Here is a 17,386-nt window from a genome sequence, read left to right on the forward strand (position 1 = left end):
GCCACCCCCGGCGCCGCCGAGGCGCTGGCCCGCAACGACGCCCACGGCTTCTTCGCCCGCGCGGCCGCGCAGGTCGTCACCGGCCCCACCCTCACCAACGTCAACGACTTCCGCGCAATCCTCATCCTGCCACCAGGGTGACATGAGGCCAGCGCTAGGTGTTCAGTCCCGGCATCTGGTGGTGATCCGGCTCTGAGGTCCAGACCTTGCAGATGCATTCGTAGGGTGTGAGGCCGCCGAGGGTCTTGAGCCGCCGGGCGAAGTTGTAGGCTGCCAGGAAGTCCGCGAGGTGGGTTCGTGGCTGATCGCGGCTGTCTTAGTGGAAGCGCTTGATGGTCGCGTCCTTGATCGTGCGGTTCATCCGCTCGACCTGGCCGTTGGTTCTACGAGTGATCGGGTTTGGTCTGCCGTGACGAACTTGTCCCATAGTGCTTCCTTCCATCCCGCCGAAAGGATCGCACCATCAAACCCTGGGATCAAACAGCTAGCGCTGCCCACGGCCTGCCTATCCCGCCCCCTTCCTTTTCGCGCAGAGGGGAATGGTCAAATTTTTCGCCAGAGGGTTCCCCCCGCGCTTTCCCGGCGCGCGGGGATGTAGTTCTCTTGGCCCGTCGTGCCCAGCACCCGGCAGGTCGCGATCCGACCGGAATGCGCACGAAATATGCGATCATGGTAGCCCGGTGGTAGCCAGCAAAAACAAAAGGCTTAGGCAATCTCGCCTAAGCCCTTGTATTTTCTGGCGGACCCGGAGCGATTCGAACGCCCGACCCTCAGATTCGTAGTCTGATGCTCTATCCAGCTGAGCTACGGGTCCGCAATGCCGGGCGATGTAGCCTTGCCGGGAGGGCAATGCAAGGGCGAAATCATCCGGCGGTGTCAGTTGTACCCTTCGGCAGGTGGATCGCAAATTCCGTGCCCTCGGCGTCACTGCGCGCAAGTTCCAGCCGCCCGCCGTGACCGCGCACCAGTTCGGCGGCGATGGCGAGGCCGAGGCCGGTGCCGCCTTTGCGCGCGCCACCCTGGAAGGCCGCGAACAGGTGCTCGCGTGCTTTCTGCGGCAGGCCGGGGCCGGTATCGCCCACTCGAACCCACCATTCATGTTCGTCCTCGCCGCCCGACACTTCGATAGTCCCTGGCTGTCCGGTCGGCTCGATCGCCTGCCGCGCGTTGCGGATCAGGTTCGAGAGCACTCGGTAAAGCTGCTCGCCATCGGCACGGATCATCAGGCCGGGGGGCACGTCGATCAGACAGGTGATCGTTGTCTCGGTCCCCAGGCCCTCGCCCTCGGCGACCTCGCCGACCAGTTGCGCCAGATTCACCCGGCGGAGCTGGGGTGGCGGTTCCTCGGCCTTGCCGAAGGCCAAGGTCGATTCGCACAAGGATACCGCCCGGCTGATCGAGCCGATGAGCTTCGGTGCCGCACGCGCCACGGTAGGATCGGCGCTGCCCTCCAGCCGGTCGGCGAAAAGCTGGGCGGTGGTCAGGATGTTGCGCAGGTCGTGGCTGATCTTCGCCACCGCGCTGCCAAGCTGGGCCAGCCTCTCCTTCTGCCTCAGGTTGCCGGTCAGCTGGGTCTGCATCGACTGCAAGGCTTCCTCGGCGATCCGCAGTTCCTCGACGTCCGCCGTGGGTTCGATCACCCGCCGAGCATCCTCGGGCGCCTCGGCATAGGTCTGCATGTGCCGCACCACCCGGCGGATCGGCAGGACGATGAGCCGCCGCACGGCGAGGAACAAGAGGAACGCGGTGACGACCGAGATCAGCGCCGACAGCGCCAGGATGCGCAACCCGTAGTCCAGCATCGCCTCGCGCATCGGCTTGGTGTCCATCGTGACCTCGATCAGCGTGCCAGCGTCCTGGACCGGATAGCCGATGACGCGCACCACCCGATCCGTCGGGTCGACAAGGCAGGCGAAGGCGTCCCGGATCAACTCCCAGGGGCCGGCCATACGCAGGTCATAGGTCTCGTGAATTTCTCCGGGGATGGGCGAGGACAGGACCAGCTGCCGGACCTCGTTGCGGCGCAGGACAACGTTGTAGACCTCGGCATTGGCCAGAAGCTCCCTCTCCAGATCGGGTGACACCATGTCTTCGGCCGCGAGTTGGGTCAACGCAGCGATCTGAGCCTGTTTCAATCGGGTCAGCATGAAATCGGCCCGGAAGCGTGCGATGGAGGGCACGAAGATCAGCACCTCGGCCAGCATGACGAAGATCACGGTCAGGATCAGGAAGCGTCCCGAAAGCGTCTTGAGAAAGCTCCTGCGTCTTTCGGTCACCCGAACCTTCCTTGTCCGGCTTCAGGGCATCCAGCGTTGCGCCAAGTGCGGCAACGGTGGATCGTGAAACAACTTGCGGCTAAAATAGGCGCCCGCGGCGCGTTTGGAAACCTCTCCCGGAGTCCGCCGCCTCATCGGAACGGGAGCTTTGGCAGACAGCGGAATTGTTGCCGGAAATCCGCACGGGCGACGTTGACTTGGGGCGCGACCGCCCGTAAAGGACGGACTTCAAGTTACCGGCCCTCGAATCCATGCGGGGTTCGGGCCACGTCGAATGGAGAGCCGCGATGAAGCGCACCTTTCAACCGTCGAACCTGGTTCGCAAGCGCCGCCACGGCTTCCGGGCGCGCATGGCCACCAAGAACGGCCGTCTGGTCCTGGCCGCCCGCCGCGCCAAGGGCCGTCACAAGCTGACCGCCTGATCTACCGCCCGTCAGGGCGTCAGGGTTCGCGAATGACACCGCCGGAGATCCAGGGCCAAGGCATCGCTGCCGAAGCGCCTGCTGGCTCTCCGGCGGTTTCGCTTTGCATGCTGACGAAGCGTGCGGATTTCCTGAAGGCTGCCTCTGCGCGTCGGCAGGGCACGGACGGGTTCCTTTTGCAGGCCCGCGACCGCGCCGATGGTGATGCGGTGGCGCGCATTGGCTTCACTGCGTCGAAGAAGATCGGCAACGCCGTCCTGCGCAACAGGGCCAAGCGCCGCCTGCGGGCCTTGGCGCGTGAGATCCTCGCTCCCGCTGCCACGCCCGGCTGGGACTATGTCCTCGTCGCCCGGCCCGAGGCAACCGTGACCCGGCCCTATGACGAGTTATGCGCTGATCTGCGGAAAGCCCTGCATTCCGTGCACCGGGCAAGGCCATGACGCCGCTTGCTCATCTGGTGGCTGTTCCCGTGCGGGCCTACCGGCTTTTCCTGTCGCCCTGGGTCGGGCACGGCTGCCGGTATCAGCCCACCTGCTCGGCCTATGCGCTGGAGGCGCTGGAGCGGCATGGCGCGTTGAAGGGCGGCTACCTCGCCGCGCACCGTATCTGCCGCTGTCATCCCTGGGGTGGGCAGGGCTATGACCCGGTGCCGGGGGCGGACCCCGACCACGATGCGGGTCGATAGATCATTCCATCGTCGCGATCAGCGCCCGGAGCGTTTCGATCCCTTCGCCCTTCTCGGAGCTTGTCACCACGATCTCGGGGTAGGCCGCCGGATGCTTGGCCAGGGCGCCCTTGACCTGTTCGATCACCGCGGCGCGTTCGGTGCGGTTGATCTTGTCGACCTTCGTCAGGACCGCCTGGAAGGTTACGGCGCTGCGGTCGAGCAGCTTCAGAATCTCCTCGTCCACCGCCTTCACCCCGTGCCGGGCATCGACCAGCACGAAAGCCCGCCGCAGGGTGGCCCGGCCTGAGAGATACTGCTTCAACAGCGCCTGCCACTTCGCGACCACCGCCACTGGGGCCTCGGCATAGCCATAGCCGGGCAGGTCCACCAGATAGCGTTCCTCGCCCAAGGCGAAGTAGTTGATCTCTTGTGTCCGGCCCGGCGTGTTCGAGGCCCGAGCAAGCGTCTTCCGGCCTGTCAGTGCATTGATGAGGCTGGATTTTCCTACGTTCGACCGGCCGGCAAAGCAGACCTCCAGCCGGTCGGCAGGCGGCAAGCCGGGCATCGCGACCACGCCCTTCACGAAGGTCACAGGGCCAGCGAACAACAGCCGCCCGGCTTCGCGGGCGTCTTCCTCGGGCTCGGGGGCCTGGGTGAAGGTCATCGTCATGCCGCTCTCCAGTCCTGTCCCAAGGCGATCACGCCGCCCTCGATAACCCGGGCGTAGACGCCGAAATCCTTGTGACCATAGCCGGTTTCCAGCGCGGCGAGCGTGTCGCCCCGCACCACGCCGGTCCCGGGGTCGACGGTGGTTGCTGCGCAGCGGGTGATCCGTTCGACCACCTCCAGCACCGCATCGCCCAGGCGGAACCGCTGGCCGATCCAGCCCCATTCCGCCCAGGGCTCTGAGCCCTCCAGCCAGAGATTCGCGCGCCAGCGGTGGATCGAAAGGTCCAATCCCATCCGCCCGGACAACTCGGCAAGCGAGGCGAGCGACAGCACCGAGACCGAGGGAAAGTCGCTGTCGGTCAGCGCGACCCCGGCACGGAAGACCGTTGCCGGACGGGCGCGTCCGGCCGGGATCAGCGACTCGGCCCAGGCGACGAGCCGCGCCTGGTCGGCGGCATCGTCCGGGGCGACGGTGATCTCGCCCGCAGTGGGATGCGCAAGCGTCACGCGCCGCTCCGCTTCGTCCAGCCTGGCCGTCACTGCCATCAGCGCCGGAGCCTTGGCGCCGCGCGTGAAGTTCATGCAGGCGTTCCAGCCAGAGGCGAGCTTTGCCACCTCATGCGCGACGGCCCATTCCCGGTCGAAGGGCAGGCCCTCACCTGCCGAAAGACGAACGGACGCGAGTGTCTCGCGTCCGTAAGCCTTGATCGGGTGCCGGCAGATATGGGCCAGCCGGATGGTCATTTCTTGCCGGATTTCTTCGTTGGCGGGGATGTAGAGTTCGCTGAGGCAGCCTTCGCCTCTACCTTCGCGGCCTTCGCCGACCTGATGTTGCCAAAGATGTCGGGCCGTTTCCCGTGGCTCCACATGATCAGGTACTGCTGAACGAAAGTGATCGTGTTGTTGGTGATCCAGTAGACCACAAGGCCCGAGGCGAACCCCCCCAGCATGAACATGAAGACCCAGGGCATCCAGGCGAAGATCGAGGCCTGGACCGGGTCGGTCGGCGCCGGGTTCAGCTTCTGTTGCAGCCACATGGTGATGCCGAGCAGGATCGGCAGCACCCCGATGAAGATCAGGTGCAGAAGGCTGCCCTGCACCGGCGCATCCCAGGGCAGGAGGCCGAAGAAGTTGTAAAGCGAGGACGGATCGGGCGCCGAGAGGTCCTTCAGCCAGCCGAAGAACGGCGCGTGACGCAACTCGATGGTGACGAAGATCACCTTGTAGAGGCTGAAGAAGATCGGGATCTGGATCAGGATCGGCAGGCAGCCCGCAGCGGGATTCACCTTCTTGTCCTTGTAGAGCTGCATCATCTCGCGTTGCAGCTTCTGCTTGTCCTCGCCCGCGCGCTCTTTCAGCGCCTCCATCTCCGGCTGCAATTCCTTCATCCGCGCCATCGAGACATAGGACTTGTAGGCCAGCGGCAGGACCAGGAACTTGAGGAAGAAGGTCAGCCCGATGATCGACAGCCCCATGTTGCCGATGATCCCGTGCAGCCAGTGCAGGACCGCGAAGATCGGCTTCGTCAGGAAGAAGAACCAGCCCCAGTCGATCGAATCGATGAAGCCGGGGATCGTACCGTCGTTGTCATAGGCGCGGATCGTCGCCCATTCCTTCGCGCCGGCGAAGAGCTGGATCCGGTTGGTGATCTCGGCCCCCGGGGCGAGGGTCTGCACCGGCTGGCGGATCTCGGTCTGGTAGATGTCGGCAGAGGCGACATGCTTGGTCACCTCGGTGAAGGGCTTGCCCTGTTCGGGAACCAGTGCGGTCATCCAGTAGTGGTCGGTGAAGCCGATCCAGCCCGCGCCCTCGGCACTGACCAGTTCGGCGGCGGCCTGCTCGGCGGGCACTTCGTCCAGCTTGACGATGTCCTTGTAGCGGGTCTCTTCCAGCTTGCCGTCGGCGCTGCGCACCATGCCTTCGTGGACGACAAATATGCTCTGCATCGGCGGCAGGCCGTGCCGGGCGATCACGCCATAGGGATAAAGCGAGGCGGGGGCGGCGCCGTCATTCTTCACGCTGTCGGTCACGGTGAAAAGAAACTTCTCGTCGACCGAGATTTCGCGGCGGAATCTCAGGCCCTTGCCGTTGGCCCAGGTCAGGATGACGGGCTTGCCGGGGGCAAGCTGGTCGCCGCTTGCAAGTGCCCATTCCGTGCGGGCGTCGGGCAGGTCGCCCGCAGTGGTCCCGGTGCCGGGGGCCCAGCCCATCAAGGCGTAATAGGGATGCTCCTGCCCGACCGGCGACAGCAGGCGCACTTCGGGCGAGGTCGGGTCCAGGGTTTCGCGGTAAGTCTTCAGCGACAGATCGTCGATGCGTGCCCCGGCCAGCGAGATGGTGCCCGAGAGCGTCGGAGTGTCGATCTTCAGCCGCGGGGCCTCGACCACCTCTGCGCTGGCGGCGGGAGCGGTCGTGCCCTCTGCAGTGGTGGCGGCAGGGGTGGTTGCCGGGGCGGCGACATCGGCGGTCGCGGCGGTGGTGGCCTGCTCCGCGGGCGGTTCCGGCGGCGGGAAGAAGATGAACCAGACGATCATCACCATGGCGCTCAGGACCATAGCCAGGATCAGGTTCTTGTTGTTCTGCTCTTCCATGCGCCAACCACCCTGCGGACCATCGGATCAGCGGTGCTTCAACGACAGGGGCGGGCAAAGGTCAAGCGGTTTCGCCCCGGCGCGCCAAGCCGGGCGATCAATTCACGGGCAGCGCCAGCCGCCGGGCACTACCGGTCATGCCGGCCCGACGCGGCGCACGAGGCCGATTCCCCGGGACACCGACGCCCCAGACCGGAGCCCGCTCGACCTACCGGGTCGTCAGGCCGATGCGCAGAGCGCTGGCCTGCTGCTCACGGTGCGCGAAAAGCCAGTTGGTCAGCTCCGCGATCGGCATCGGCCGGGCGATGACGTAGCCCTGCACATGACCGCAGCCGAGTTGCGCGAGCAGGGCGTGTTCCCCTTGCGTCTCCACGCCCTCGGCCAGAGTCTCCAGCCCGAGCCGTTCGGCGAGAGACAGGATCGCCATCACCAGCTTCTGTTGCTCGCGGCTCTGGTCGACCTCGCGCACGAAGCTGCGGTCGATCTTCAGCCGGTTCAGCGCGAAGCGGCGGATCGCGGTGATCGAGGCATTGCCAGTCCCGAAATCGTCCAGATCGACCCCGGACCCCATGGTGGCGATTCGGCTGATGTTTGCGGCGATGACCTCGTCCCCGTCGCCGGCAATCACCGATTCAAGCACTTCGACCGTCAGCCGTGAGGGTGCCAGATGAAAGCGGTCAAGCGTCCAGCGCAGGCGTTCGGGCAATTCGGGGTCGCGCAACTCCTGCGCCGAGAAGTTTACCGCGACGGCGGGAACCCGCAGGCCCAGGCGGTCGAGTTCGGCCAGCGCTGCCAGCGACTGCGTGAGCATTGTCTGGCCCAGAAGTTCCAACAGGTCGGTGCCTTCGAGGGCGGGCAGGAACCCCCCCGGCGCCAAGAGGCCGCGATCGGGGTGGTGCCAGCGCACCAGCGCCTCGATTCCCGACACCTCTCCGCTGTCGGTGGAAAGCTGCGGCTGGAACCAGGCGCGAATCTCGCCCTTTTCGACCGCGCTGGCGAATCCGGCGCGGAGTGCGTCCCGGTCGGCGCGGGCGCGGGCGAGGCCTGCCGAATAGGCGCGAATGGCGCCGGGCCGAAACTGCGCGGCCTCGTCCCCTGCAAGCTGTGCAGCATCAAGAAGCGCGCGGCCTGTCGGGTGGTGCAGTTGCGGGGAATGACAGAAGCCGATGGAGCATGTCACTTGCACCGGCCCGCTTGTCAGCGTCATCGGCTGCTGTACCGCCAGATGCAGTCGCGCCGCGATCCGCACCATGATCTCAATATCCAGCCGGGGCGCCTGGGCCAGCGTGATGGCAAGGCTGCCGTCTTCAAGCGGGAAGAGGATGTCGCCCGGACGCAGCGCGCCGCGCAGTCGGGCGATGCAGGCCGCCAGCAGTTCAGACTGGCGGGCGCGTCCCAGGCGGCCGCACAGATCGGCGGGGTCGTCGAACTGGATGACCAAGCAGCCCGTCGCGCCCCCTGCGGTGTCGGCCAGCGTGGCGTCGAGCCGGGCGATGACCCGATCCGACACCGCTTCGGGCAGTCTTGGCCGCGGGGTCCGGCCCAGGGAGAGGGCCGCCAGCGGCAGTGCCGCCGCCAACCCCGTCAGGACGACTTCCCCCCCCGCCCAGTAGGCTGCAAGGCCCACCACCGGTACCATTGCGGCAATCTGCCGCCAATGATCCAGCAAGCGTGCAAGCGCGAAGATCATGGCGACCGTCCCCCTGTGTGCGGGCGTCAGACCCGCGGTTCGGGGTCAGGCTAGGCCGATGTTCATGATCGGTTCCTTAACGCTCATCGGAAAGTTGCGAAGAATTGTCGCCATCTGCCGGAGCGAGCGCCGCAGCAAGCCCGGCGAAGTCGAACAGCGCCGGATCGGCCAGATGCGAGGGCCGCACGTTCATCAAGGACCGGAACATCACCTGCCGCCGCCCCGGGGTCCGCGCCTCCCACTCGTCCAGCAGCTTCTTCACCTGAGCGCGTTGCAAGCCTTCCTGACTGCCACAGAGGTCGCAGGGGATGATCGGATAGCCCATGCCTTGCGCGAACTTTCCGCAATCCTCCTCCGAGACGAAGGCCAGCGGCCGGGCGACGAAGAGGTCGCCATCCTCGTTCAGAAGCCGCGGCGGCATCGAGGCCAGGCGCCCGCCGTGAAACAGGTTCATGAAGAAAGTCTCAAGAATGTCGTCGCGGTGGTGGCCCAGCACCACGGTCGAACAGCCCTCCTCCCGCGCGATCCGGTAGAGGTTGCCCCGTCGCAGGCGCGAACACAGCGAACACATGGTCCCGCCCGGCTTGATCTTGTCGATGACCACCGAATAGGTGTCCTGATAGTCGATCCGGTGCTCCACCCCCATCCGGGTCAGGAACTCCGGCAGGACGGTCGCCGGAAAGCCCGGCTGGCCCTGGTCAAGGTTGCAGGCCAGAAGCTCCACCGGCAGCAGCCCGCGCCACTTAAGCTCGTGCAGGATCGCCAGCAGCGTATAGCTGTCCTTGCCGCCCGAAAGGCAGACCAGCCAGCGGTCCCCCGGCTTCGCCATGCCATAGGTGTCCACTGCCTCGCGCACCTGTTGCACCAGGCGCTTCCTCAGCTTGCGAAACTCCAGCCCCTTCGGCGCGCCGTGGAACAGCGGATGGATGTCATCGGTGTCGTCGAGCATGGGCGTCCCCTGCGGCATGGCAAGCCGATTGCCATAACGGGCGCGCTTTGTCATCGTCAATCCCGTGGGACGTGGGCCCGCGGGACGCGGGAAGGGGCAATGACGGTGCCGGAAAGCCAGCCGGACCCTGCGAAAGGCGGGTCAGTGACACGCGGCAGCCTGCTGCCCGGCGGCATGGGCATCCTGTTCTTCGCCTTCGGCCTCGCGGCGGGTATCCTTGGGGCCTACACCGCGACCGGGTTCCTGGAGGACAGCGCCGGGCTGATCCTGTCGGTCTTCCTGTCCGCGCTTCTGGTCGTGCTGATCCTGGGTATCCTGATCTTCGCACTGCGCAGGACGATCCTCAGCCGCCTTTTCGGCCATGCCGAGGTGGCGCTGGAGCAGATCGCCGACCCGCTGGCCCGCATCGCCGACCGGGCCATCGACCGTGATCCCGGCGGTGCCACAACTGCCGCCCGCGACCTGGTGGCGATGGTGCTGGCCCGCTACGCCTGGATCACCACCCGGCGCTGGATCATCGCCGCGCTGACCGCGCTGATCGCGGCCATGGCGGCGCTTGCTGGCACGGCGCTTCTCTTCAAGCAGAACCAGCTGATCGCCGCCCAGACCGACCTCCTGCGCGAGCAGAACCTGCGCATCCAGGAGCAGACCCAGCTGATCCAGACCGATGTGCAGCTGGCCGAGGCCTCGCGCAATGCCGCGCTGGCGGTGGAGATCACCGAGATCGCGGCGGAACTGGGCAAGGTGGTCGACCGGGTGCACGGGACGGACCTCGCCAACCCGTTCAACGTGCTCGACCCCGCCACCGACCTCGACCGCAGCCTGTTCCTGCGCATCGTCTCGATTTCGCGCGCGCTGATGCCCTACCGCTTCCTCGACACCGGGCTGCATGAGGAGGATGCGACCGACGGCTTGCGCCAGGCCCTGCAACGCCGCCGGACCGATCTGGGCGAGGGCTACCCGAAGCTGGAGGCCTATTTCGGCTGGGCGGACCGGCCCGAGGGCACATATCTGCTCGACCGTCCCGCCAGCCCGGAACGGGGGCAGCTTCTGCGCGTCATGGTCTCCAGCGGCTTGCGGAACCTGGAGCTGTTCACCTTCGCGGGCCTGACGCTGGACCATGCGATGCTGAAATCCACCGATCTGTCGCTGATCACGGCGCAGCAGGCGCGGCTGTCTTATGCGAATTTCTCGGGCAGCTATCTGGTGGAATGCGATTTCGGCTCGGCGATCCTGGAGAACGCCCGTTTCCGCCGCGCCCATATCAGTCGCACCCGCTTTGCCGCGCTGACGCCGGATAAGGTGCTGCCACCGCTTCCGGCCCAGACCGGACTGGCGATGACCCGGCTGTCGGGCGCCGACTTCAACCGCGCGACGATCAGCGCAAGCGATTTCTCGGGCGCGGCGCTGACAGCGGCCAGCTTCGACGGGGCGCTTCTGGATGGCGTGACCTTCGCCGGGGCCGACCTCTCGGCTGCCACCTTCGACGGCACGGTGATCCTCGACGCCGACTTCACCGGCGTTGCGCTGAAGCGGACCGATTTCGCTGGCGCAGTGGTCTTCGGCGATGATTTCCTGACCCGTCTTGCCAAGGCTGCCGCCCCCGAGACCTTCCGGCCCGAGCTGTTCCGGCTGGACCCGCTGGACCCCGCCGACCTCAGCGCGATCATGGTGGTGCAGGATGCCTATACACCGGAAGACCTCGCCGCGCGCTCCAACGGCGCCGCCCCGTTCCGCATCACCCGGATCGCGGAGTTCGGTCCCTAGACATGCTGCGCGCCGTTGACCTCGATCTCGGCGCCGGAGATGTAGCTCGACTGGTCGGAGCACAGGAACCAGATCACATCCGCCACCTCGCGCGGCTGGCCCAGGCGCTGCATCGGCAGCCTTTCCACGATCTTCTCGGTGCCGGGCGACAGGATGGAGGTCTCCACCTCTCCCGGCGCAATCGCGTTGACGCGCACGCCCAGGGGTCCGAAGTCATGCGCCATTTCCCGCGTCAGTGCGGCCAGCGCCGCCTTCGACGTGGCATAGGCCGCGCCCGCGAAAGGATGCACCCGCGACCCGGCGATGGAGGTCACGTTGACGATGCTGCCCTTCGCGGCGGTCAGCTCCTCGCGCAGGCCACGGGCCAGGATGACGCTGGAGAAGAAGTTGACATGGAACACATGCCCCCAGGTGCGCAGGTCGGTGTCCAGCGTGTTCAGCCGCCCTCCGCCAGGGCCCTTGGGGCTGATTCCGGCATTGTTGACAAGGGCATGGACGCGGCCCCCAACCTTTTCCTTGATCGTGTCGATGGCGGCGATGGTCTTGTTCGGGTCGGCGAGGTCGATCTCGATATGGTTCGCCTCACCTCCCGGCCAGGGGCAGCGCGCATCGAATGGCTGGCGCGAGCAGGTCAGGACGCGCCAGCCCTCGGCCGAAAACCGCTTGACGGTGGCGTGCCCGATCCCGCGGCTTGCGCCGGTCAGCACGAGCGTCTTCTGTTCGGACATCGGCATTCTCCTTTGGCGGCCAAGCTACGCTGCCCATGGCGGAAGGCAAGGCTTGGCAGGGGGGTGGAAAAGCCGTATGCGGCGCGAAAGCAAGGAGGCCCCGATGAAACAGCAGACCCTGACCGTGGAAGACGCCAAGACCACCGCCAAGATGCTGTCCGAGGCGCTTCCCTACCTTCAGCGCTTCGAGGGTGCGGTGGTGGTCGTGAAGTTCGGCGGCAATGCGATGGGCGATGATGCGGCGATGGCGGAATTCGCCCGTGACATCGTGCTGATGAAGCAGGTGGGCGTGCATCCGGTGGTAGTCCACGGTGGCGGGCCGATGATCAACGAGATGCTGCAGAAGCTGGGCATCAAGTCGGAATTCGTGCGCGGCAAGCGGGTGACGGACAAGGCGACGGTGCAGGTCGTCGAGATGATCCTGTCGGGCCTTGTGAACAAGCGGATCGTCCAGGCGATCATGGACGCGGGTGGCAGGGCCGTGGGCATTTCCGGCAAGGACGACGACCTGATGGTCTGCGAGGCGGACGATCCGGAACTGGGCTACGTCGGCCGCCCGGTGGAGATGAACGTGCAGGTGCTGCGCGACCTCTACAACGCCGGGATCATCCCGGTGGTCGCCCCGGTTGCGACGGGGATGAAGGACAACGAGACCTTCAACGTGAACGGCGACACAGCGGCGGGGGCGATTGCGGGGGCATTGCAGGCGGATCGGCTGTTGCTTCTGACCGACGTGCCGGGGGTGAAGGATGCCTCGGGCCAGGTGATGACCCAGATCACGCCCGAGGAAATCCGCCGCATGACGGAGGAAGGCGTGATCTCTGGCGGGATGATCCCGAAGACGGAAACGGCGCTGATGGCGATCGAAGCGGGCACCCGGGCGGTGACGATTCTGGACGGAAAGGTGCCGAACGCCTGCCTCCTGGAGCTGTTCACCGACCACGGCGCCGGGAGCCAGATCCGATCAACCGAGCCGCGGGTCAAGCCGCATGTCCGCCGCTGAAGGGCAGGGCCGCGCCGAGACGGGTTCCGTCTCAGGTCTCTCGCCGACGGTGTCGTGTCGTTTCACGACCGGATTCCCCGCGGGGACGCGGTAGTCTGGCAGCGGGCGGCAAGGGCCGGGTTGGACATGGCAGGACAGAAGACCCTTTCGCTTCCGGCGCTGGCGGACCGGCTGGCGGAAGAGCGGCTGGAGGTGCTCGGCGGCTTCGCCGTGGCCGTGGCCGAGGGCGAGGCGGGTTTTCCTGCGGGGACACGGACCCTGCTGATGCTCGGGCCGAAGGAGCCAGGCTTCTGGGCGCATCTGACGGTGCAGCCGGAATGGGATGGACAGCCCGATCCGGTCGACCGCTGGTCTCGGCGGGTGATCGGGCGGATCGCGTGTGACCTTGGGGCCAAGGCGCTCTTCCCCTTCGGCGGGCCGCCTTGGCATCCCTACTACCAATGGGCGCTGCGGACGGGGCGGGTCTGGGAGAGCCCGGTGCGGCTGCTCGTCCATGCGGGGCAGGGGCTGATGGTCAGCTTCCGGGGGGCGCTGGCACTGAAGGAGGCGGTGGACCTGCCACCACCGGCTGCGAAGTCCTGCGAGACCTGCGACGCCCCCTGCCTGACCGCCTGCCCGGCGGGGGCGATCACGGCGGCGGGCTATGACGTGCCCGCCTGCCACGCTTTCCTCGACCGGCCCGAGGGAGCGGAGTGCCTGACCGGCGGTTGCCTCGTGCGCCGCGCTTGCCCGGTGTCGCAAAGCTATGCAAGACTGCCGGAACAGTCGGCCTATCACATGGGGCAGTTCCACAGATGAAGCGGTTGATCCTGACGCGGCACGCGAAATCCTCCTGGGACGACCCGATGACTCCCGACCATGACCGCCCGCTGAACGACCGCGGCAAGGCGGCGGCGGCGGACCTGGGGCAGTGGCTCGCCAGCCGCGACTACATTCCGGGCGAGGTGCTGTGTTCCGACGCGCTGCGGACCCGGAAGACCTTCTCGGGGATCGCGCCCGCGCTGCCGGGGACGCCGGTGCTGGAGCTGAAGCCCGCGCTCTACCATGCCGGGCCGGACGTGATGATGGCGGTCCTTCGCCATGCGCAGGCGGAGGTGGTGATGATGATCGGCCACAATCCCGGCATCGCGGAATTCGCGGCGCGGCTGGTGGCGCACCCGCCCGCGAACGCGGAGTTCCAGCGCTATCCGACCGGGGCGACCCTGGTCGCGGACTTCGATATCGGAGACTGGTCCGACGTGGGATTCGGATCGGGGGTCGCCGTCGATTTCATCGTCCCGCGTGAGATCGCGGCCTGATCTGTCCACGGTGGACAAAATGTGATCTGTAAATGATTACAGATGCTTGCTTGCGGGCGTACAGGATTTGTTAACGTCCCGCAGGCCGGGGCGGCAGCGAGATCGAGCGGGACGGCGCGGGCACAGGGAGCTTTTAACCCCCATTTCCGCCGGAGCGTCTTGGCATACTCTCGAAAGGCATGGGGCGGGCTGGACCCTTGTGGGGCCTTTGTCTATAAGGCCGCCCATGCAGATGGGACGGGTTCTTCGCGCGCGAATTACTTGCCCGGCGGGCTGAGGTCCAGCCGCCGGGTCTGACGTCTTGCCGCTGGCCCGGTCCGGGCCGACCTGCCCCTGATTTTGAGGTTCCCTCTCCATGTGCGCCGATACCGCCGCCCCTTCCGTCGACTACCGCGACACCGTCTTCCTGCCCGAGACCGCCTTCCCGATGCGGGCGGGCCTGCCCCAGCGCGAGCCGGAGTGGCTGGCGCGCTGGGAGCGGATCGGGGTCTATGACCGGCTGCGGTCGTCTGCGGCGGGGCGGGTGCCCTTCGTGCTGCATGACGGGCCTCCCTATGCCAACGGGCATCTGCACATCGGCCACGCGCTGAACAAGGTCTTGAAGGACATGGTGGTGCGCAGCCAGCAGATGATGGGCCGCGATGCCCGCTATGTGCCGGGCTGGGACTGCCACGGGTTACCGATCGAGTGGAAGATCGAGGAGCAGTACCGCGCCAAGGGGCTGAACAAGGACGATGTGGATACCGTGGCCTTCCGCCAGGAATGCCGCAAGTTCGCCGAGGGCTGGATCGACGTACAGCGCGAGGAGTTCAAGCGGCTGGGGGTCACGGGGAAGTGGGACCGGCCCTATCTTACGATGGACTATCATGCCGAGGCGGTGATCGCCGACGAGTTCATGAAGTTCCTGATGAACGGCTCGCTGTATCAGGGGTCGAAGCCGGTGATGTGGTCGCCGGTCGAGAAGACCGCGCTGGCCGAGGCGGAGGTGGAGTATCACGACCATACGAGCCATCAGGTGTGGGTGCGGTTTCCGGTTCGGGGCGCGCATTGCGGCCCAGCGTTCCCGAAGTCGCATCACGATGCGCTGATGTCCGCAAGCGTCGTGATCTGGACGACAACCCCTTGGACTATCCCACAGAATAGAGCTGTCGCCTTCAATCCTGAGATTGATTATTCAGTCTTTGAGATCAAAGCCGTCGGTGAGAACAGTGCTGCAATAGTTGGTGAGAAAGTCATCGTTGCGGACGCTCTGGCTGATGCCGTGTTTGGATCAGCAAAGGTTGAGGGCGTTGAGAAGCTTTTTGCACTCGACGCAAGGCATCTGGATTTGTTCCCGTTCCTTCTCGCCCATCCATTCCGGGGCGTTGAGGGCGGCAATCGTGAGTGGGACTACGACGTCCCGATGCTCCCCGGCGAGCATGTTACCGACGATGCGGGGACGGGGTTCGTGCATACTGCTCCTTCCCACGGGGATGACGACTATCAGCTGTTCGTCAAGTTTCAGGGATCAGACTACCCAGACCTGAAGATGACCTACAACGTCGAGGCGGACGGGTCCTACCGGGCCGACCTGCCCTTGTTCGGCGGGCAGCACATCATCACGCCCGAGGGCAAGGAAGGCCCGGCCAACGTCAGCGTGATCAAGCAGTTGGCCTATTCTGGTGCGCTGTTTGCCAAGGGGAAGCTCAAGCATTCCTATCCGCATTCCTGGCGGTCGAAGGCGCCGGTGATCTACCGCAACACGCCGCAGTGGTTCGTGGCCATCGACCGCAAGCTCGACGACGGGCTGGGGACCTATGGCGACACGATCCGCCGCCGGGCGCTGACCTCGATCAACCAGCTGGTCGAGTGGACCCCGGCCACCGGGCGGAACCGGCTCAATTCGATGATCGAGGCGCGGCCCGACTGGGTGCTGTCGCGGCAGCGCGCCTGGGGGGTGCCGCTGACCTGTTTTGTGAAGAAGGGCGCGCGGCCGGATGCGGCGGACTTCCTGCTGAAGAACCCGGAGGTGAACGCGCGGATCAGGGCGGCTTTCGAGGCCGAGGGCGCGGATGTCTGGTATGTGCAAGGATTCAAGGAGCGCATGCTTGATGGGATCGTGAATCCGTCGGATTATGAACAGGTCTACGATGTGCTGGACGTCTGGTTCGACTCCGGCTCGACCCATGCCTTCGTGCTGCGCGACCGCGAGGATGGCGCGGCGGACGGGATCGCGGACCTCTATCTGGAAGGCACCGACCAGCACCGCGGCTGGTTCCATTCCTCGCTGCTTCAGGCCTGCGGGACCAAGGGGCGGGCGCCTTACCGGGGCGTGCTGACCCATGGCTTCACGCTGGACGAGAAGGGCATGAAGATGTCCAAGTCGCTGGGGAACACCGTCGCGCCGCAGGCGGTGATCGGCGAATACGGCGCGGATATCCTGCGGCTCTGGGTGGCGCAGTCGGATTATACGGTGGACCTGCGGATCGGGAAGGAGATCCTGAAAGGGGTCGCCGACAGCTACCGGCGGCTGCGGAACACCATGCGCTACATGCTGGGGGCGCTGGCGGGGTTCACCGAGGCCGAGCGGGTGGACGTGGCGCAGATGCCGGAGCTAGAGCGCTGGGTGCTGCATCGTCTTGCCGAGCTGGACGGCGAGGTGCGCGCGGGTTATGCCGCCTACGACTTCCAGGGGGTGTTCCAGAAGCTGTTCACCTTCTGCACCACGGACCTGTCGGCGGTCTATTTCGACATCCGCAAGGACAGCCTGTATTGCGATCCGGCCACGAGCCTGACCCGGCGGGCCTGCCGGACGGTGATGGATATCCTGTTCCACCGGCTGACGACCTGGCTGGCGCCGGTGCTGGTCTTCACGATGGAGGAGGTCTGGCTGGAGCGGTTCCCGGGTGAGGACAGCTCGGTGCATCTGGTCGACTTCCCCGAGACGCCCGAGGAATGGCGCGACGAGGCATTGGCGGCGAAGTGGGAGACGATCCGCGACGTGCGCCGCGTGGTGACGGGGGCGCTGGAGGTGCAGCGGACGGCCAAGGTGATCGGTTCGTCGCTGGAAGCCGCGCCGGAGGTGTTCGTGACGCCCGAGATGATGGCGCTGCTGGAGACCATCACCTTCGAGGAGGTCTGCATCACCTCCTGCGTCTGGCTGTCGACCAGGCCGGTGCCCGAAGGAGCTTTCGCTCTGGCTGATGTGCCGCAGGTGGCGGTGGTGTTCGAACCCGCGAAGGGCCAGAAATGCGAACGCTGCTGGAAGATCCTGCCCGATGTCGGCACGCACAAGCACCCCGGCACCTGCCAGCGTTGCAACGACGCCCTGGGTTGAGGGGAAAAAC

At 66.1% G+C, this 17,386-nt stretch carries 16 protein-coding genes, 1 tRNA gene and 1 pseudogene; 9 read left to right on the forward strand and 9 right to left on the reverse strand.

Going from position 1 to position 17,386, the window contains the following annotated elements; all coding sequences use genetic code 11:
• The coding region (locus tag JNJ68_RS00005) for an MOFRL family protein (RefSeq protein WP_294977794.1) at positions 1–141 on the forward strand (141 nt) is incomplete at its 5' end.
• Between the two features lie 13 nt (positions 142–154).
• Here the strand turns inward: JNJ68_RS00005 and JNJ68_RS00010 are convergent.
• The 3 genes and pseudogenes from JNJ68_RS00010 to JNJ68_RS00020 all read right to left on the reverse strand — a co-directional run.
• A pseudogene (locus tag JNJ68_RS00010) lies at positions 155–382 on the reverse strand (integrase core domain-containing protein); the annotation flags it as partial.
• 355 nt (positions 383–737) lie between these two features.
• A tRNA-Arg gene (locus tag JNJ68_RS00015) sits at positions 738–814 on the reverse strand.
• A 49-nt stretch (positions 815–863) separates the two neighbouring features.
• Complete coding sequence (locus tag JNJ68_RS00020; RefSeq protein WP_294977796.1) at positions 864–2,204, reverse strand: HAMP domain-containing sensor histidine kinase; 1,341 nt, start codon at positions 2,202–2,204, stop codon at positions 864–866.
• Positions 2,205–2,563: 359 nt separating this feature from the next.
• Between JNJ68_RS00020 and rpmH the strand changes: the two genes are divergently transcribed.
• The 3 genes from rpmH to yidD are packed head-to-tail and all read left to right on the forward strand — an operon-like array spanning position 2,564 to position 3,383.
• On the forward strand, positions 2,564–2,698 hold the full coding sequence (gene rpmH, locus JNJ68_RS00025) for a 50S ribosomal protein L34 (protein ID WP_103259146.1): 135 nt from the start codon (positions 2,564–2,566) through the stop codon (positions 2,696–2,698).
• A gap of 32 nt (positions 2,699–2,730) precedes the next feature.
• On the forward strand, positions 2,731–3,138 hold the full coding sequence (gene rnpA / locus JNJ68_RS00030; protein WP_294977536.1) for a ribonuclease P protein component: 408 nt from the start codon (positions 2,731–2,733) through the stop codon (positions 3,136–3,138).
• A complete protein-coding gene (yidD, locus tag JNJ68_RS00035; RefSeq protein ID WP_294977537.1) occupies positions 3,135–3,383 on the forward strand; it encodes a membrane protein insertion efficiency factor YidD in 249 nt (82 codons plus the stop codon). The genes rnpA and yidD overlap by 4 nt, the downstream gene beginning before the upstream one ends.
• A gap of 1 nt (position 3,384) precedes the next feature.
• Here yidD and yihA read toward each other — a convergent pair whose 3' ends face one another.
• From yihA to ttcA, 5 genes are all read right to left on the reverse strand, one after another.
• Positions 3,385–4,035 carry a ribosome biogenesis GTP-binding protein YihA/YsxC gene (gene yihA, locus JNJ68_RS00040; RefSeq protein WP_294977540.1) on the reverse strand — a complete coding sequence of 217 codons (651 nt, stop codon included), beginning with the start codon at positions 4,033–4,035 and terminating at the stop codon, positions 3,385–3,387.
• The gene (locus JNJ68_RS00045; protein WP_294977541.1) at positions 4,032–4,778 is read right to left on the reverse strand and encodes an MOSC domain-containing protein; all 747 of its coding nucleotides are present in this window, start codon (positions 4,776–4,778) and stop codon (positions 4,032–4,034) included. Before JNJ68_RS00045 ends, yihA begins: the two co-directional genes overlap by 4 nt.
• Entirely contained in the window at positions 4,775–6,625 is a 1,851-nt protein-coding gene (gene yidC, locus JNJ68_RS00050; RefSeq protein ID WP_294977543.1) for a membrane protein insertase YidC, read from the reverse strand. Before yidC ends, JNJ68_RS00045 begins: the two co-directional genes overlap by 4 nt.
• 208 nt (positions 6,626–6,833) lie before the next feature.
• Positions 6,834–8,315: a bifunctional diguanylate cyclase/phosphodiesterase gene (locus tag JNJ68_RS00055; protein ID WP_294977545.1), complete on the reverse strand. Its 1,482-nt coding sequence runs from the start codon at positions 8,313–8,315 to the stop codon at positions 6,834–6,836.
• A 76-nt stretch (positions 8,316–8,391) separates the two neighbouring features.
• A complete protein-coding gene (gene ttcA / locus JNJ68_RS00060; RefSeq protein ID WP_294977547.1) occupies positions 8,392–9,264 on the reverse strand; it encodes a tRNA 2-thiocytidine(32) synthetase TtcA in 873 nt (290 codons plus the stop codon).
• 99 nt (positions 9,265–9,363) lie between these two features.
• On the opposite strand from ttcA, the gene JNJ68_RS00065 reads away from it, so the two are divergent.
• Positions 9,364–11,031 (forward strand): pentapeptide repeat-containing protein, encoded by a 1,668-nt coding sequence (locus JNJ68_RS00065; RefSeq protein ID WP_294977548.1) that lies wholly within the window; start codon positions 9,364–9,366, stop codon positions 11,029–11,031.
• Here JNJ68_RS00065 and JNJ68_RS00070 read toward each other — a convergent pair.
• Positions 11,028–11,759: an SDR family oxidoreductase gene (locus tag JNJ68_RS00070; RefSeq protein WP_294977550.1), complete on the reverse strand. Its 732-nt coding sequence runs from the start codon at positions 11,757–11,759 to the stop codon at positions 11,028–11,030. The genes JNJ68_RS00065 and JNJ68_RS00070 overlap by 4 nt on opposite strands.
• 103 nt (positions 11,760–11,862) lie before the next feature.
• Between JNJ68_RS00070 and argB the strand changes: the two genes are divergently transcribed.
• The 4 genes from argB to ileS all read left to right on the forward strand — a co-directional run bounded on the left by argB (position 11,863) and on the right by ileS (position 17,376).
• Complete coding sequence (argB, locus tag JNJ68_RS00075; RefSeq protein WP_294977551.1) at positions 11,863–12,762, forward strand: acetylglutamate kinase; 900 nt, start codon at positions 11,863–11,865, stop codon at positions 12,760–12,762.
• 126 nt (positions 12,763–12,888) lie between these two features.
• Positions 12,889–13,560, forward strand: a complete 672-nt coding sequence (locus tag JNJ68_RS00080; RefSeq protein ID WP_294977553.1) for a ferredoxin — start codon at positions 12,889–12,891, stop codon at positions 13,558–13,560.
• Positions 13,557–14,060 carry a histidine phosphatase family protein gene (locus JNJ68_RS00085; protein WP_294977554.1) on the forward strand — a complete coding sequence of 168 codons (504 nt, stop codon included), beginning with the start codon at positions 13,557–13,559 and terminating at the stop codon, positions 14,058–14,060. Before JNJ68_RS00080 ends, JNJ68_RS00085 begins: the two co-directional genes overlap by 4 nt.
• Positions 14,061–14,415: 355 nt before the next feature.
• Positions 14,416–17,376, forward strand: coding sequence for an isoleucine--tRNA ligase (gene ileS / locus JNJ68_RS00090; RefSeq protein WP_294977555.1), 2,961 nt, complete (start codon positions 14,416–14,418; stop codon positions 17,374–17,376).
• Positions 17,377–17,386: the final 10 nt, after the last annotated feature.

It is taken from the genome of Tabrizicola sp., from assembly GCF_016793705.1.
Taxonomy (GTDB): domain Bacteria; phylum Pseudomonadota; class Alphaproteobacteria; order Rhodobacterales; family Rhodobacteraceae; genus Tabrizicola.

Excerpts from the sequence above, each read along its gene's own strand:
- JNJ68_RS00020 (WP_294977796.1), bottom strand. The coding sequence starts at position 2,204 with ATGCTGGCCGAGGTGCTGATCTTCGTGCCCTCCATCGCACGCTTCCGG.
- JNJ68_RS00085 (WP_294977554.1), top strand. The coding sequence starts at position 13,557 with ATGAAGCGGTTGATCCTGACGCGGCACGCGAAATCCTCCTGGGACGAC.
- rpmH (WP_103259146.1), top strand. The coding sequence starts at position 2,564 with ATGAAGCGCACCTTTCAACCGTCGAACCTGGTTCGCAAGCGCCGCCAC.
- JNJ68_RS00055 (WP_294977545.1), bottom strand. The coding sequence starts at position 8,315 with ATGATCTTCGCGCTTGCACGCTTGCTGGATCATTGGCGGCAGATTGCC.
- JNJ68_RS00080 (WP_294977553.1), top strand. The coding sequence starts at position 12,889 with ATGGCAGGACAGAAGACCCTTTCGCTTCCGGCGCTGGCGGACCGGCTG.
- rnpA (WP_294977536.1), top strand. The coding sequence starts at position 2,731 with ATGACACCGCCGGAGATCCAGGGCCAAGGCATCGCTGCCGAAGCGCCT.
- yihA (WP_294977540.1), bottom strand. The coding sequence starts at position 4,035 with ATGACGATGACCTTCACCCAGGCCCCCGAGCCCGAGGAAGACGCCCGC.
- ttcA (WP_294977547.1), bottom strand. The coding sequence starts at position 9,264 with ATGCTCGACGACACCGATGACATCCATCCGCTGTTCCACGGCGCGCCG.
- argB (WP_294977551.1), top strand. The coding sequence starts at position 11,863 with ATGAAACAGCAGACCCTGACCGTGGAAGACGCCAAGACCACCGCCAAG.
- ileS (WP_294977555.1), top strand. The coding sequence starts at position 14,416 with ATGTGCGCCGATACCGCCGCCCCTTCCGTCGACTACCGCGACACCGTC.
- yidD (WP_294977537.1), top strand. The coding sequence starts at position 3,135 with ATGACGCCGCTTGCTCATCTGGTGGCTGTTCCCGTGCGGGCCTACCGG.
- JNJ68_RS00065 (WP_294977548.1), top strand. The coding sequence starts at position 9,364 with ATGACGGTGCCGGAAAGCCAGCCGGACCCTGCGAAAGGCGGGTCAGTG.
- JNJ68_RS00045 (WP_294977541.1), bottom strand. The coding sequence starts at position 4,778 with ATGACCATCCGGCTGGCCCATATCTGCCGGCACCCGATCAAGGCTTAC.
- yidC (WP_294977543.1), bottom strand. The coding sequence starts at position 6,625 with ATGGAAGAGCAGAACAACAAGAACCTGATCCTGGCTATGGTCCTGAGC.
- JNJ68_RS00070 (WP_294977550.1), bottom strand. The coding sequence starts at position 11,759 with ATGTCCGAACAGAAGACGCTCGTGCTGACCGGCGCAAGCCGCGGGATC.